The following is a 16,232-nucleotide window of genomic DNA, read 5'->3' on the forward strand; positions in this document are numbered from 1 at the left end:
GGAAAAAATAAGGATATTCCTGGAAGCACGAGAAAAGGCTGCAAAACCTGTCCGGACACGTTATGGTTTACTCTGATGCCATTCCTCTTATCTTTTGTTGTAGAAGTTGCCGACACGTTGAGCCGTATTGTTTTTCGTTCATTCTCACTCTCGCTTCTCTTGCTGACTGCCAGCGGTACGATCTGTGCGCAGGCGCAAGACCCTTTCACGCAAAACCGTCTGCCGGATTTAGGCATGATGCCGGAATCCCACGAAGGGGAAAAGCATTTTGCCGAGATGGCCAAAGCGTTTGGCGAAGCCAGCATGAAAAATAACGATCTGGATACCGGTGAACAGGCGCGGCAATTCGCTTTCGGACAGGTACGCGATGTGGTCAGCGAGCAGGTTAACCAGCAGCTTGAAAGCTGGCTATCAGCCTGGGGCAGCGCCAGCGTTGATATTAACGTCGATAACGAAGGTCATTTTAACGGCAGTCGCGGAAGCTGGTTTATCCCTTTACAGGATAAACAGCGCTATCTGACCTGGAGCCAGCTTGGCCTTACGCAACAGACTGACGGACTGGTAAGCAACGTTGGCGTAGGACAGCGCTGGGCGCAGGATGGCTGGCTTCTTGGCTATAATACCTTTTACGATAATCTGCTGGATGAAAATTTGCAGCGCGCCGGCTTTGGCGCGGAGGCGTGGGGAGAATATTTGCGTTTATCCGCCAACTATTATCAGCCTTTTGCCGACTGGCAGACGCATACGGCGACCTTAGAACAGCGAATGGCGCGCGGGTATGATATCAACGCGCAAATGCGGCTGCCGTTTTACCAGCATATCAATACCAGCGTTAGTCTGGAGCAGTACTTTGGCGATAGCGTGGATCTGTTTGACTCCGGAACGGGGTATCACAATCCTGTCGCGTTAAAACTGGGTCTCAACTATACGCCAGTACCTTTGCTTACCGTGACCGCCCAGCACAAACAGGGCGAGAGCGGGGTCAGTCAAAATAACCTGGGGCTGACGCTTAACTACCGCTTCGGCGTGCCGCTCAAAAAGCAGCTTGCCGTCAGTGAAGTGGCGCAAAGCCAGTCATTACGCGGTAGCCGCTATGATACGCCGCAACGTAACTCGCTGCCGACAATGGAGTATCGGCAGCGTAAAACGTTAACGGTTTTTCTGGCGACGCCGCCCTGGGATCTTACGCCTGGTGAGACGGTTGCGTTAAAATTGCAGGTGCGCAGCGTGCACGGTATTCGTCATTTGAGCTGGCAGGGCGATACACAGGCATTAAGTTTGACGGCAGGAACGGACACCCGCAGTACCGAGGGCTGGACAATCATTATGCCGGCCTGGGATCACCGCGAAGGCGCGGCAAATCGCTGGCGTTTATCAGTGGTGGTTGAAGATGAAAAAGGTCAGCGTGTCTCTTCCAATGAGATCACGCTCGCGCTGACTGAACCGTTTATCACGATGCCGGACGATAATCCGCATTGGCAACCGTTCCAGGAGCAATAATTAAAAGATGCGTTCCTGATGTACCCAGACGGCGGCCTCCACGCGCGATTTCAGCTTCATTTTCTTGAGCATATGTTTCACGTGCACTTTGACCGTACTTTCGGTGATATCCAGACGTCGGGCAATCATCTTATTTGGCAATCCCTGCGCGATGAGCTTCAGAATATCGCGCTCACGCGGGGTGAGTTGCGTTACATCGCGATCGGTGGTAGCGCGGTTGGCCCGCAGGCTGGCCGCCAGTACCGGCGTTAACGCTTCACTTAATACCATTTCGCCGGCGGCGGCCTGTTGTAACGCTTTGAGCAAGTCCTCAGGCTCCATGTCTTTCAACAGATAACCATCCGCGCCGCGCTTTAGCGCCGTGACGACATCTTCTTCATGGTTGGATACGCTGAAAACGACAATACGTCCTGACAGCGCTTTTTCGCGTAATTTATCCAGCGTTTCGAGACCATTCATTCCCGGCATATTCAAATCAAGGAGGATCAGATCGGGATCGAGCGATTCCGCCAGGTCAATACCCTGCTCACCGTTGCTGGCTTCTCCGACCACGCTGATATCGGGCGCCATACTCACAAGCTGCTTTACACCCGTGCGTAGCATCGGATGGTCGTCAATTAACAGGATGGTTGCCGGTTCCTGATTATTCATGGGTATCTCCCTGGGTTTCTGTGAAGTTTGTTTCTGGAATAAAAGTAACAGTGACCTCTGTTCCGCCAGTCTCGCGTCGGCGTACCTGGCAATCGCCGCGCAAACTTTGCGCCCGATCGCGCATGATGATCATGCCGTAGTGATTACTGCGTTCGGCGTTTTCCGGGACGCCGCAGCCATTATCCTGCACTTTTAGTTTGACCTGTTTGCCACATTGCGTCACTGTCACCACCACATCGTCGGCATGAGAGTGTTTAAGGGCGTTGCTGAGGGCTTCCCTGGCAATTTGCAACAGGTGTATCGCCTGGTGTGAAGGCACCAGGCGGGGGGGAAGCTGATAATCCAGTTTTACCGTAAAGCCAAACCGGGCGCTGAACTCCTGGCAGCTTGCTTCCAGCGCCGGACGTAGCCCGGGTTCCGTCAACTGTAAGCGGAAAGTGGTTAACAGTTCGCGCAGTTGCGCCCAGGAGCAGTTCAGCTCATTGCGAATTTGGCTGAGTAACTCACGGCTGCTTTCCGGTAACACGTCGCCCTGCATTTGCAGGCAGCTCACCTGCATCTTCATACAAGAGAGCGACTGGGCAATAGAATCATGCAGTTCGCGGGCAATGGTGGCACGCTCTTCCATGACAATCAACTGCTGCTGGCGCTCCTGATGCCTGTCGAGCGCCAGAGTCGCGGTAAGCTGTTCAACCAGCGTGTCCACCAACTGTTGCTGATCGTGGCTGAGATGGCGTCCATAGGGCAGCGTTGCCAGCAAAATACCGTATTGGGTGTGAGAATCGGTGAGCCGCCATTTTAAGGTGGTGCCGCCGTTAATCATCGGCAGGGCGCTACGTGGGCAAAGGTGGCAGCCTTTATCATCGCAACTGATGTCCGACTGACAGGTAAATTCCTGGTGATTATCTTCATCTTCCAGGTCATAGACTCGCAGCTCAATATCATGCAACTGGGTTAAATTTTGCAGGCCATTCAGTACCGGTGAAAGACGCTCACATAGCGGAGCCGGTGAATGCAGCCGGCGGTTGGCTTGCCACAAAAACGAGAGAATCTGATTTTTATGTTCCAGACCGGCTGTTTTTTCCTGTACGCGCTGTTCCAGTACCGCATAACTTTCGGCCAGTTCTTCAGACATATTATTGAGCGCAGAACCCAACGCGGCCATCTCATTGCGTCCACTGATATTGGCACGTTGGGTAAAGTCGCGCTGACTGACGGCGCGCGCCATTGATAACAACTGTTTCCAGGGCTGCAAAAGGCGAACACGTAGCCAGATAATCGTAAATACCAGCAATAGCGCCATAAAGATCGCCATTACCCGGTGAACTAATACCACGCGTTCGATACGCAATTCAGTAGTATGGTCGAACGACGTCACCAGGCGATCCAGGCCCGCCACAAAGCGCGTGACATCTTCTGCGACCGCGTGCGCGTTTTGCGCGTGCTGTAGTCCTGGCGAGAGTTCGTTATGCCAGTAATCCTGCAACGCTTTAAGCTGCTTTTGCTGCCCGTCTCGCTCAGCGGCGCGGGTCAGTTCCGGGCTGAATGCCGTTTGCTCCATCTCATCCAGCAGCTTTTGATCTTTAGCATCCAGCGGGACAGCGGCCAGTAGTCGATAGCTTTGCATACGCAATGAGCCCGCTTTATTAATCGCATGAGCGCTACCCTGCACGCCCTGAACCAGCCAGCCGGAAACCGCCATCCCCGCCACGCCGATAGCGGTAGAGAGCATGACAATCAGCGCCAGTTGGTTAACCAGCGTAAGAGGAGAGAAACACCGTTTAAACATGTTACCTTCTTTCTTCGGGGTAATGTCGCCGAAAAAACGTAGCAAAAAAGAGGGGCGTCAATCGGCTGTGCCGCTATTCTCAACGATACAGCGGAGTATACCCATACCTATAACGAGTTACTCCTTAATTGCCGCCGTAGAGAGGTATCTGCGACGGGAAGGAGTAGACAGACACAGCATGGTGAAAAACCACAGCTTTTTTACCAAAATAGCCTACTCATTAAGGGTAATAACGCTTTTTAGTCGCCGGTGATGACGACTTTTCCTTTGATTTATATCAACTTACCTTCGGCAGTAAACCCTAATGTGGCAGACATCAAATCAAGAATCAGAGGTGTCTATGAGTCACTCATCCGCCCCGGAAAGGGCAACTGGCGCTGTTATCACGGAATGGCGTCCGGAAGATCCGGCGTTCTGGCAGCAGCGCGGCCATCGTGTCGCTAGCCGTAATTTGTGGATTTCTGTCCCGTGTTTACTGCTGGCGTTTTGCGTCTGGATGCTATTCAGCGCAGTGGCGGTGAACCTGCCGAAAGTGGGATTTAATTTTACGACCGATCAGCTCTTTATGTTGACTGCGCTGCCATCTGTTTCCGGCGCGCTGCTACGGGTGCCTTACTCCTTTATGGTGCCGCTATTTGGCGGACGTCGCTGGACAGCGTTCAGTACCGGTATCCTCATCGTGCCTTGCGTATGGTTAGGCTTTGCCGTTCAGGATACCAGTACGCCCTTTAGCACTTTCATTATTATTTCCTTGCTGTGTGGTTTTGCCGGCGCGAACTTTGCCTCCAGTATGGCGAACATCAGCTTTTTCTTTCCTAAACAAAAGCAGGGCGGCGCGCTGGGTCTGAACGGCGGTCTGGGCAATATGGGCGTGAGCGTGATGCAGCTGGTTGCGCCGCTGGTGGTTTCGCTCTCTATCTTTGCCGCCTTTGGCAGCCACGGTGTAGAGCAGCCGGACGGTTCTCAGCTCTATCTGGCGAACGCTGCCTGGATTTGGGTGCCTTTCCTGGCCATTTTTACGCTGGCGGCGTGGTTCGGCATGAACGAACTGGCGACGTCTAAGGCCTCGCTAAAAGAGCAACTGCCGGTGCTCAAACGTGGTCATCTGTGGATCATGAGTCTGCTGTATCTGGCGACCTTCGGATCGTTTATCGGTTTCTCCGCGGGGTTCGCTATGCTGTCTAAAACGCAATTCCCGGATGTGCAGATCCTGCATTATGCGTTTTTCGGTCCGTTTATCGGCGCGCTGGCGCGTTCGGCAGGCGGCGCAATTTCTGACCGTCTGGGGGGGACTCGCGTCACGCTTATCAACTTTGTCCTGATGGCGATTTTCAGCGGTCTGCTGTTCCTGACATTACCTACTGGCGGCGTTGGCGGTAGCTTTATCGCGTTCTACGGGGTATTTCTGGCGCTGTTCCTGACGGCTGGGTTGGGGAGTGGTTCTACCTTCCAGATGATCTCCGTTATCTTCCGTAAACTGACGATGGACCGGGTAAAAGCGGAAGGCGGGTCGGACGAAAGAGCCATGCGTGAAGCGGCGACCGATACGGCGGCGGCGCTGGGCTTTATTTCCGCGATTGGCGCGATTGGCGGCTTTTTTATTCCGAAAGCGTTTGGTTCATCTTTAGCCTTAACCGGTTCGCCAGTCGGCGCGATGAAAGTCTTTCTTATTTTCTATATCGCCTGCGTCGTTATTACCTGGGCGGTATATGGACGTCATTCTAAAAATAAAAAGTAACTTTTGATTATCCTTTGCGCGGCGTTAGACCGCGCTTTTTTTTACCCGCATTTAGTTACAACATACTTATAGTCAAAAAGATAGACGCGACAGGGCTAACCACGCACATCTTTATCGGTCATCCAGGGGGATACCCCTTAATACCCACTTGTTGAAAATTTAACATTCATGTCGTGCGTAAATTTAATTTTATACATTTAAATCAATAAGATATATAAATAAAATTCCTCCTCCAAAAGGAGTATGTAGAAGGTTTGCGCGCCATTTGCATCCCTGTCCGCCTTGATCGTTATCAATTCTCACGCCCATTCAGCGCGTTACCTTCGCCCTTAGTTAAGCAATGTCGATTTATCAGAGAGCCGTAAGGTTCCACACAGGAGAAACCCGATGAGTAAATTCCTGGACCGGTTTCGCTACTTCAAGCAGAAGGGCGAAACCTTTGCCGATGGGCACGGCCAGCTTCTCGAAACAAACCGGGACTGGGAGGACGGATACCGCCAACGTTGGCAGCATGACAAAATTGTGCGCTCAACCCATGGGGTGAACTGCACCGGTTCTTGTAGCTGGAAAATTTATGTCAAAAATGGTCTGGTGACCTGGGAAACACAGCAAACCGATTACCCGCGCACCCGTCCTGATATGCCAAACCATGAACCTCGCGGCTGCCCGCGCGGGGCAAGTTACTCCTGGTATCTCTACAGCGCTAACCGACTGAAATATCCGCTAATGCGCAAACGTCTGATGAAGATGTGGCGCGAGGCGAAAAAACTGCATCGCGATCCGGTAGAGGCATGGGCCTCCATCATTGAAGATGCCGATAAAGCCAAAAGCTTCAAACAGGCGCGTGGTCGTGGCGGCTTTGTTCGCTCCTCATGGCAGGAAGTGAACGAGCTGATCGCCGCCTCCAACGTGTACACCGTGAAAACCTATGGCCCTGACCGCGTCGCGGGCTTCTCACCCATTCCGGCGATGTCGATGGTTTCCTACGCTTCCGGCGCACGTTATCTTTCGCTGATTGGCGGTACCTGCCTGAGCTTTTACGACTGGTACTGCGACCTGCCGCCAGCCTCCCCGCAAACCTGGGGCGAGCAGACCGACGTGCCGGAATCCGCTGACTGGTACAATTCCAGCTATATTATCGCCTGGGGCTCTAACGTGCCGCAAACCCGTACGCCGGATGCCCACTTCTTTACCGAAGTACGTTACAAAGGCACTAAAACCGTCGCGGTGACGCCGGACTATGCCGAAATCGCCAAACTGTGCGATCTGTGGCTGGCACCGAAGCAGGGGACCGATGCGGCGATGGCGCTGGCGATGGGCCACGTCATGCTGCGCGAATTCCACCTCGACAACCCGCGCCAGTACTTCACCGATTATGTCCGTCGCTATACCGACATGCCAATGCTGGTGATGCTTGAAGAGCGTGATGGTTATTATGCCGCAGGTCGTATGCTGCGCGCTGCCGATCTCGTTGATTCGCTGGGGCAGGAAAATAACCCGGAATGGAAAACCGTCGCCATTAACAGCAACGGTGAAATGGTGGCGCCAAACGGTTCAATTGGTTTCCGCTGGGGCGAAAAAGGCAAATGGAACCTCGAACAGCGCGACGGGACTACCGGTGCAGAAACTGAATTGCAGCTCAGCTTGCTGGGCAGCCAGGATGAGATTGCTGACGTGGGCTTCCCGTATTTCGGCGGCGAGGGTTCAGAGTACTTTAATCATGTGGCGCTGGATAACGTCCTGCTGCATAAATTGCCGGTTAAACGTCTGCAACTGGCCGATGGTTCTTCAGCGTTAGTCACTACCGTGTATGACCTGACCATGGCGAACTATGGTCTGGAACGCGGCCTCAACGATGAAAATTGTGCCGCCAGTTATGATGATACCAAAGCGTATACGCCAGCATGGGCCGAGCAGATCACCGGCGTGCCGCGGGCGCAGATCATCCGTATCGCACGGGAGTTCGCCGATAACGCGGACAAAACGCACGGGCATTCAATGATTATCGTTGGCGCCGGTCTGAACCACTGGTATCACCTCGATATGAACTATCGCGGGCTGATCAATATGTTGGTGTTCTGTGGTTGCGTTGGTCAGAGCGGCGGCGGTTGGGCGCACTACGTCGGCCAGGAAAAACTGCGTCCGCAGACCGGCTGGCAGCCGCTGGCGTTTGCCCTTGACTGGCAGCGTCCGGCGCGTCACATGAATAGCACCTCTTACTTCTATAACCACTCCAGCCAGTGGCGCTACGAGACGGTGACCGCCGAGGAGTTACTGTCGCCGATGGCGGACAAATCCCGCTATAGCGGTCATCTGATTGACTTCAATGTGCGCGCCGAGCGTATGGGCTGGTTGCCGTCGGCGCCGCAGTTAGGCACTAACCCGCTGTATATTGCGCGTGAAGCGGAAAAAGCCGGTATGACACCGGTAGATTATACCGTCAAATCCCTGAAAGAGGGTTCGATTCGCTTTGCCGCCGAGCAGCCGGAAAACGGTAAAAACCACCCGCGTAACCTGTTCATCTGGCGTTCTAACCTGCTTGGGTCTTCCGGTAAGGGCCATGAGTACATGCTGAAATATCTGCTGGGTACTGAGCATGGTATTCAGGGGCTGGATCTGGGTAAACAGGGCGGTGTGAAGCCGGAAGAAGTGGAATGGCGTGACAATGGCCTGGACGGCAAACTGGATCTGGTGGTGACGCTGGACTTCCGCCTGTCGAGCACCTGCCTGTACTCCGATATCGTACTGCCGACGGCGACCTGGTATGAAAAAGACGATATGAATACCTCGGATATGCATCCGTTTATTCATCCGCTGTCTGCCGCCGTAGATCCGGCCTGGGAATCGAAAAGCGACTGGGAAATCTACAAAGGCATTGCGAAGAAATTCTCCGAAGTCTGTGTAGGCCACCTGGGTAAAGAGACTGACGTCGTGACGCTGCCGATCCAGCACGATTCTGCCGCTGAACTGGCGCAGCCGCTGGACGTGAAAGACTGGAAAAAAGGCGAATGCGATCTGATTCCAGGGAAAACCGCGCCGCACATCATGACCGTCGAGCGCGATTACCCAGCGACTTACGAACGCTTTACCTCTATCGGCCCGCTGATGGAGAAAATCGGCAACGGCGGGAAAGGGATTGTCTGGAACACGCAGAGCGAAATGGACTTGCTGCGTAAGCTCAATTACACCAAAGCGGACGGTCCGGCGAAAGGCCAGCCGATGCTCAACACGGCGATTGACGCGGCAGAGATGATCCTGACGTTAGCGCCGGAAACCAACGGTCAGGTGGCGGTGAAAGCCTGGGCGGCGCTGAGCGAGTTTACCGGTCGCGACCATACGCATCTGGCAACCAATAAAGAAGAAGAGAAAATCCGCTTCCGCGATATTCAGGCCCAGCCGCGCAAAATTATCTCCAGCCCGACCTGGTCTGGTCTGGAAGATGAGCACGTTTCTTATAACGCCGGTTATACCAACGTTCACGAGTTGATTCCATGGCGTACGCTGTCTGGCCGCCAACAGTTGTATCAGGATCACCAGTGGATGCGCGACTTCGGCGAAAGTTTGCTGGTGTATCGTCCACCGATCGACACCCGCTCGGTGAAAGAGGTGATGGGGCGTAAATCCAACGGTAATCCGGAGAAGGCGCTCAACTTCCTGACGCCGCACCAGAAATGGGGTATCCACTCGACCTACAGCGATAACCTGTTGATGCTGACCTTGTCGCGTGGCGGCCCGATTGTGTGGATGAGCGAAACCGACGCCAAAGATCTGGGCATTGAAGATAACGACTGGATCGAAGTCTTCAACAGCAACGGCGCATTGACCGCACGCGCAGTGGTCAGCCAGCGTGTACCGGCGGGCATGACCATGATGTACCACGCGCAGGAACGTATCGTAAACCTGCCGGGGTCGGAAATTACCCAGCAGCGCGGCGGTATTCATAACTCGGTGACGCGCATTACGCCGAAACCGACCCATATGATCGGCGGCTATGCGCAGTTAGCCTACGGCTTTAACTACTACGGTACCGTCGGCTCCAACCGCGATGAGTTTGTGGTGGTACGTAAGATGAAGAACATTAACTGGTTGGATGGCGAAGGCAATGACCAGGTACAGGAGAGCGTAAAATGAAAATTCGTTCACAAGTCGGCATGGTGCTGAATCTCGATAAGTGCATCGGCTGTCATACCTGTTCAGTCACCTGTAAAAACGTCTGGACCAGTCGCGAAGGTATGGAATACGCGTGGTTCAACAACGTAGAAAGTAAGCCTGGCGTTGGTTTTCCGAATGACTGGGAAAATCAGGAAAAATGGAAAGGCGGCTGGATCCGCAAAATCAACGGCAAACTACAGCCGCGCATGGGCAACCGGGCGCTGCTGCTGGGTAAAATCTTCGCTAACCCGCATCTGCCGGGCATCGACGACTACTACGAGCCGTTTGATTACGACTACCAGAACCTGCATACCGCGCCGGAAAGCAAACATCAGCCGATCGCGCGTCCGCGCTCGCTGATTACCGGCCAGCGGATGGACAAAATTACCAGCGGGCCAAACTGGGAAGAGATTCTGGGCGGCGAGTTCGAAAAACGCGCCAACGATCAGAATTTCGAAAACATGCAGAAGGCGATGTACGGCCAGTTCGAAAACACCTTCATGATGTACCTGCCGCGCCTGTGCGAGCACTGCCTCAATCCGGCGTGCGTGGCGACCTGCCCGAGCGGTGCTATCTACAAGCGTGAAGAAGATGGCATCGTGCTGATCGACCAGGACAAGTGCCGCGGCTGGCGGATGTGTATCACCGGTTGCCCGTACAAGAAAATTTACTTCAACTGGAAGAGCGGCAAGTCCGAGAAGTGCATCTTCTGCTACCCGCGTATCGAAGCCGGTCAGCCGACCGTTTGCTCGGAAACTTGCGTGGGGCGTATCCGCTACCTTGGCGTACTGCTGTATGACGCAGATGCCATTGAAAGCGCCGCCAGTACGGAAAACGAAAAAGATCTGTACCAGCGTCAACTGGACGTGTTCCTCGATCCGAACGATCCGGTTGTCATTGAACAGGCGCTGAAGGACGGCGTGCCGCAGAGCGTGATCGATGCGGCGCAGCAATCGCCAGTGTACAAAATGGCGATGGACTGGAAGCTGGCGCTGCCGCTGCATCCGGAATACCGCACGCTGCCGATGGTCTGGTACGTGCCGCCGCTGTCGCCGATTCAGTCTGCCGCCGACGCGGGTGAACTGGGCAGCAACGGTATTCTGCCGGATGTAGACAGTCTGCGTATCCCGGTTCAGTACCTGGCGAATCTGTTGACCGCTGGCGACACCCAGCCGGTACTGTTGGCACTGAAACGGATGCTGGCGATGCGTCACTACAAACGTGCGGAAACCGTAGACGGTAAAGTGGATACCCGCGCGCTGGAAGAGGTGGGTTTAAGCGAAGCCCAGGCGCAGGAAATGTATCGTTATCTGGCGATTGCCAACTATGAAGATCGTTTCGTGGTGCCGAGCAGCCATCGTGAACTGGCGCGTGACGCATTCCCGGAGAAAAGCGGTTGTGGCTTTACCTTCGGCGATGGTTGCCACGGGTCTGATACCAAATTCAATCTGTTCAACAGCCGCCGCATCGACGCTGTTGATGTGACCAGCAAAACGGAGCCGCACGCATGATTGAACTCGTCATTGTTTCGCGTCTGCTCGAGTACCCGGATGCAGCCCTGTGGCAGCATCAGCAGGAACTTTTCGATGCACTCGCGTCATCTGAGAACCTGGATAAAGAGGATGCCCAGGCTCTGGGCGTTTTCCTGCGCGATTTAACCGCGCAGGACATGCTGGATGTACAGGCCGCCTACAGTGAACTGTTTGACCGTGGTCGCGCCACATCGCTGCTGCTGTTTGAACATGTACACGGGGAATCCCGCGATCGCGGTCAGGCGATGGTTGACCTGATGGCACAGTATGAACAGCACGGTTTGCAGCTCGACAGCCGCGAACTTCCCGATCATCTGCCGCTGTATCTGGAATACCTTGCGCAATTGCCGAAAAGCGAAGCGTTAGGGGGATTACAGGATATCGCGCCGATTCTGGCGCTGCTAAGCGCACGTTTGCAACAGCGTGACAGCCGTTATGCGGTGCTGTTCGATCTGCTGTTAAAACTGGCGAATACCGTTATCGACAGCGATAAAGTGGCTGAAAAAATTGCGAATGAAGCACGTGATGATACCCCACAAGCGTTGGATGCGGTCTGGGAAGAAGAGCAGGTGAAATTCTTCGCCGATCAGGGGTGTGGCGAGTCGGAGATCTCCGCTCACCAGCGTCGTTTTGCCGGTGCCGTGGCGCCGCAATATCTGAATATCACCACCGGAGGACAGCACTAATGCACTTCCTGAATATGTTCTTCTTTGATATCTACCCGTACATTGCCGGATCGGTATTTCTGATCGGTAGCTGGTTACGTTACGACTACGGCCAGTACACCTGGCGGGCGGCCTCCAGCCAGATGCTGGATCGCAAAGGAATGAACCTGGCGTCAAACCTGTTCCACATTGGGATTTTGGGTATTTTCGCCGGTCACTTCCTGGGCATGTTAACGCCGCACTGGATGTATGAAGCTTTTCTGCCGGTCGACGTGAAACAGAAGATGGCGATGATTGCCGGCGGCGCCTGCGGCGTGCTGACTCTGGTTGGCGGTATTTTACTGCTCAAGCGTCGTCTGTTCAGCCCACGTGTCCGCGCCACCACTACCGGAGCAGATATTTTGATTCTCTCGCTGCTGGTGATTCAGTGCGCGCTGGGCCTGTTGACCATTCCGTTCTCCGCCCAGCATATGGACGGGAGTGAAATGATGAAGCTGGTCGGGTGGGCGCAGTCAGTTGTGACCTTCCACGGTGGCGCATCCGCACATCTGGACGGTGTGGCCTTTATCTTCCGTATGCACCTGGTACTGGGGATGACGCTGTTCCTGTTGTTCCCATTCTCGCGCCTGGTGCATATCTGGAGCGTGCCGGTCGAGTATCTGACCCGCAAATACCAGATTGTTCGTGCACGTCACTGATTTTCTCTCGATGCCCTAAACTCCGCTTCGGCGGAGTTTTTTTATGGCTGTTTGCCGGATGGCGGCATAAATGCCTTATCCGGCCTACGCAGGCGTCAACTCTCCTGTAGGCCTGATAAGCGCAGCGCATCAGGCATATTGCGGGCAAGTATTGAGGGCAGAATATAGGACATTAAGGTTTGATCTTGCTGAAGTGCGACTGGGAAGTGATGGTGGTGGGGGAAGGTTGACTCAGCGCTGCGCGCTTCGCCCTTCGGGTCGTTGCCTGCGGCAACGCTTTCTCGCTTTCGCTCGAATCGAACCTTAGTCGAAGCTTCTCATCCTTCCCCGTACGGAGAGATATGAGGCACTGTGCTTAACGGGGATAAGATACGCGACGAGAGTGATGGTGGTGGGGGAAGGTTGACTCAGCGCTGCGCGCTTCGCCCTTCGGGTCGTTGCCTGCGGCAACGCTTTCTCGCTTTCGCTCGAATCGAACCTTAGTCGAAGCTTCTCATCCTTCCCCGTACGGAGAGATATGAGGCACTGTGCTTAACGGGGATAAGATACGCGACGAGAGTGATGGTGGTGGGGGAAGGATTCGAACCTTCGAAGTCGATGACGGCAGATTTACAGTCTGCTCCCTTTGGCCGCTCGGGAACCCCACCAGGGGTAATTCAAATTGTAGGTAAAGCTTGAAGATGGTGGTGGGGGAAGGATTATTCGTCGCTTCGCTCCTCACCCTACGGGCCGTTGCCGTTGGCAACGTTCTCTCGCTTTCGCTCAAGTCGAACCTTAATCGAAGGTTCTCACCCTTCCCCGACAAGTGCAAACTTCTGCATTGCTCATCAAGTTAACTACATCGCTGTAGTGAATAATGGTGGTGGGGGAAGGATTCGAACCTTCGAAGTCGATGACGGCAGATTTACAGTCTGCTCCCTTTGGCCGCTCGGGAACCCCACCACGGGGTAATGCTTAATACTGGCCCGCTTCCTTTCGGGAAGCGGGGCGCATCATATCAAATGACACGCCGCTGTAAAGCATTCCTTTGCCTGAAATGAACTGTTTGCGTACTTTTCATCCGTAACGGATTAAAGCTAATCAATTCATATTACTGACGATTAAAGAATAATCGTCCGATTGCCGTAAACAAAGACCCGCTGCGCCAGAACCTGATACAGCGCGCGGCTTAATACGTTTTTCTCAACGTCGCGCCCGGCACGCATCATATCTTCTGCGGTGTAGGTGTGATCGACGTGAATCACGTCCTGCATAATGATTGGGCCTTCATCCAGATTATCATTCACATAGTGCGCGGTAGCGCCGATGATTTTCACGCCGCGCTCATAGGCCTGATGATAAGGGCGCGCGCCGATAAACGCCGGCAGGAATGAGTGGTGGATATTGATAATTTTGTTCGGGAAGCGCGCCACAAAACCTGGCGTCAAAACACGCATATACTTGGCCAGCACCACATAGTCCGGTTGATGGGCATCAATGGCGTCCGCCATCTTCGTGTCATGCTCTTCACGCGTTAATCCCTCATGGCTGACCAGTTCGAAAGGGATCTCAAAACGTTCAACCAGCGAGCGTAACGTTTCATGGTTGCCAATGACCGCGGCGATTTCAACATCCAGCCCTCCATAGTTGGCTTTCATCAGCAGGTCGCCCAGACAATGCGCCTCTTTGGTAACCAGAATCACTACCCGACGGCGTCCGGCGGGATTGAGTTCACGAACAGAGCCTTCCGGTAAGGCGCTGTCCAGATCGGCCAGAAGAGTGGAATCATTGAAGATGCCTTCCAGCTCGGTCCGCATAAAAAAGCGACCGGTGCGATGGTCCACAAATTCATTGTTTTGCACAATATTAAGCTCGTGCTTATAGCAAATGTTGGTAATCCGCGCGATAAGGCCTTTTTGATCGGGACAAATAGTACGCAGAACTTTACGTTGTAGTGATTGCATTGCCGGAAAAATCCTGTTGAGAGTGTTTGCTGTATCGATACTGTCAGGCGTCACTGGCCGCAGCACTTTTTAAATTTTTTGCCTGAACCGCACGGGCAGGGATCATTTCGACCCAACTGCGGGCGGGTACCGTCAATATAATACCACTGACCGTTTTCTTTGATAAAACGAGAGCGTTCGATAATCGCCCCGGTTTTCCCTTGTTCGGAAAAGCGCGCGATAAAACTAACATACCCTGTATTTTCTGCGTCTGACCAGGTATGTTCAAAAATAGTCAGGCCGAGCCACTTGGTATTGGCAAATCCGGCGATGATATCATCACGAAACGCGGCCGCATTGCAGGTTGGATGCCAGCTCTTAATTAAGTAATCTGCGTCTTTCATCACAAAAGCGCAGTAACGAGAGCGCATGAGATGTGACGGATCGGGTGCTACTCGTTCTCCGGACACAATACGACCACAACATAGGCTATACTCGTCAGCGCTACCACAGGGACAAGGCTGAGACACAATAATCTCCCTGAATATAAAAAACGGCGTTGAACGCCAGGGTGGCATTATGTTAACTGAGCAGTGGCGATGTTGCTACGTCTTGAAGCCAGGGGAAGTCGTTAAGTACGATGAGAAAAATGAAAATAGGGCTGGCGCTGGGATCTGGCGCAGCGAGAGGATGGTCTCATATTGGGGTCATCAAAGCCCTCAAGCAAACAGGCATTGATATTGATATCGTTGCGGGATGCTCAATAGGTTCACTGGTCGGCGCCGCGTATGCCTGTAATAAATTATCGGCGCTTGAACAGTGGGTATGTTCATTCCGCTACTGGGATGTTTTACGCCTGATGGATGTATCCTGGGGCAGAGGAGGGTTGCTTCGCGGCGAACGCGTATTTAATCACTATCGGGATATTATGCCCGTCACGGATTTTGACCACTGTTCAAGACGTTTTGGCGCGGTCGCGACGAATCTTAGCACGGGACGAGAGCTATGGTTTACTGAAGGCGATCTACACCTTGCCGTACGCGCGTCGTGCAGTATGCCAGGGCTGATGTCTCCGGTTGAACATAACGGTTACTGGCTGGTAGATGGCGCAGTCGTTAATCCGGTACCTGTTTCGTTAACCAGGGCGCTGGGGGCTGATATCGTTATTGCGGTAGATCTGCAACATGATGCCCACCTCATGCAGCAAGATTTACTCTCTGTAAATGTCGGGAATATCAATGAAGAGAGCGATGATGCGCTGCCCTGGCATAAGCGTTTAAAAGAACGTTTCAGTAGCCTGACTTCACGCCGTGGCGTGAGTTCGCCTGGGGCAATGGAAATCATGACAACCTCCATTCAGGTGTTGGAAAATCGTCTTAAACGTAACCGTATGGCTGGCGATCCGCCTGATATTCTCATTCAACCATTCTGTCCGCAAATCTCTACGCTGGATTTTCATCGCGCCCATGCCGCTATTGCGGCGGGTCATTTAGCCGTAGAGAAAAAGATGGACGAACTTATACCCTTGGTGCGTACCGACGTTTAATGTACCTTTTACGATCACTTAAGCAAATTCTGACAGGCG

General features: G+C 53.6%; 11 protein-coding genes, 2 tRNA genes and 3 other RNA genes. 7 read left to right on the top strand and 9 right to left on the bottom strand.

Annotation, left to right across the window (positions count from 1 at the left end; genetic code table 11):
• The first annotated feature begins 75 nt into the window (after nt 1-75).
• Nucleotides 76-1,500, top strand: coding sequence for a YchO/YchP family invasin (locus tag LCS67_RS10305; protein WP_001116357.1), 1,425 nt, complete (start codon nt 76-78; stop codon nt 1,498-1,500).
• Here the strand turns inward: LCS67_RS10305 and narL are convergent, their stop codons facing one another.
• Nucleotides 1,501-2,151, bottom strand: coding sequence for a two-component system response regulator NarL (gene narL, locus LCS67_RS10310; RefSeq protein ID WP_001064598.1), 651 nt, complete (start codon nt 2,149-2,151; stop codon nt 1,501-1,503).
• Entirely contained in the window at nt 2,144-3,940 is a 1,797-nt protein-coding gene (gene narX, locus LCS67_RS10315; RefSeq protein WP_023212654.1) for a nitrate/nitrite two-component system sensor histidine kinase NarX, read from the bottom strand. Before narX ends, narL begins: the two co-directional genes overlap by 8 nt.
• 340 nt (nt 3,941-4,280) lie before the next feature.
• Here narX and narK point away from each other — a divergent pair, with 340 nt between their 5' ends.
• The 5 genes from narK (at nt 4,281) to narI (ending at nt 12,725) form a co-directional block, all read left to right on the top strand.
• A complete protein-coding gene (gene narK, locus LCS67_RS10320; protein ID WP_000019848.1) occupies nt 4,281-5,678 on the top strand; it encodes a nitrate transporter NarK in 1,398 nt (465 codons plus the stop codon).
• 387 nt (nt 5,679-6,065) lie between these two features.
• Nucleotides 6,066-9,809, top strand: coding sequence for a nitrate reductase subunit alpha (locus LCS67_RS10325; RefSeq protein WP_031568294.1), 3,744 nt, complete (start codon nt 6,066-6,068; stop codon nt 9,807-9,809).
• Nucleotides 9,806-11,341 (top strand): nitrate reductase subunit beta, encoded by a 1,536-nt coding sequence (gene narH / locus LCS67_RS10330; protein ID WP_031568295.1) that lies wholly within the window; start codon nt 9,806-9,808, stop codon nt 11,339-11,341. The genes LCS67_RS10325 and narH overlap by 4 nt, the downstream gene beginning before the upstream one ends.
• The gene (narJ, locus tag LCS67_RS10335) at nt 11,338-12,048 is read left to right on the top strand and encodes a nitrate reductase molybdenum cofactor assembly chaperone (protein ID WP_031568297.1); all 711 of its coding nucleotides are present in this window, start codon (nt 11,338-11,340) and stop codon (nt 12,046-12,048) included. The genes narH and narJ overlap by 4 nt, the downstream gene beginning before the upstream one ends.
• The gene (gene narI / locus LCS67_RS10340) at nt 12,048-12,725 is read left to right on the top strand and encodes a respiratory nitrate reductase subunit gamma (RefSeq protein WP_000545594.1); all 678 of its coding nucleotides are present in this window, start codon (nt 12,048-12,050) and stop codon (nt 12,723-12,725) included. The genes narJ and narI overlap by 1 nt, the downstream gene beginning before the upstream one ends.
• A gap of 210 nt (nt 12,726-12,935) precedes the next feature.
• Here the strand turns inward: narI and LCS67_RS10345 are convergent.
• The 7 genes from LCS67_RS10345 to LCS67_RS10375 all read right to left on the bottom strand — a co-directional run bounded on the left by LCS67_RS10345 (nt 12,936) and on the right by LCS67_RS10375 (nt 15,177).
• Nucleotides 12,936-13,067, bottom strand: a non-coding RNA gene (locus LCS67_RS10345) — RtT sRNA.
• Between the two features lie 44 nt (nt 13,068-13,111).
• Nucleotides 13,112-13,243: non-coding RNA, RtT sRNA (locus LCS67_RS10350), on the bottom strand.
• A gap of 44 nt (nt 13,244-13,287) precedes the next feature.
• Nucleotides 13,288-13,372 (bottom strand) — tRNA-Tyr (locus LCS67_RS10355).
• A 34-nt stretch (nt 13,373-13,406) separates the two neighbouring features.
• A non-coding RNA gene (locus LCS67_RS10360) (RtT sRNA) lies at nt 13,407-13,538 on the bottom strand.
• A 44-nt stretch (nt 13,539-13,582) separates the two neighbouring features.
• Nucleotides 13,583-13,667 (bottom strand) — tRNA-Tyr (locus LCS67_RS10365).
• A 158-nt stretch (nt 13,668-13,825) separates the two neighbouring features.
• The gene (gene purU, locus LCS67_RS10370; RefSeq protein WP_001191156.1) at nt 13,826-14,668 is read right to left on the bottom strand and encodes a formyltetrahydrofolate deformylase; all 843 of its coding nucleotides are present in this window, start codon (nt 14,666-14,668) and stop codon (nt 13,826-13,828) included.
• A gap of 50 nt (nt 14,669-14,718) precedes the next feature.
• Nucleotides 14,719-15,177 (bottom strand): YchJ family protein, encoded by a 459-nt coding sequence (locus LCS67_RS10375; protein ID WP_024151597.1) that lies wholly within the window; start codon nt 15,175-15,177, stop codon nt 14,719-14,721.
• Between the two features lie 110 nt (nt 15,178-15,287).
• Here LCS67_RS10375 and rssA point away from each other — a divergent pair, with 110 nt between their 5' ends.
• The gene (gene rssA / locus LCS67_RS10380) at nt 15,288-16,193 is read left to right on the top strand and encodes a patatin-like phospholipase RssA (protein WP_001230574.1); all 906 of its coding nucleotides are present in this window, start codon (nt 15,288-15,290) and stop codon (nt 16,191-16,193) included.
• Nucleotides 16,194-16,232 lie beyond the last annotated feature (39 nt).

The organism is Salmonella sp. A7, assembly GCF_020181675.1.
In the GTDB taxonomy this organism is placed as follows: domain Bacteria; phylum Pseudomonadota; class Gammaproteobacteria; order Enterobacterales; family Enterobacteriaceae; genus Salmonella; species Salmonella enterica.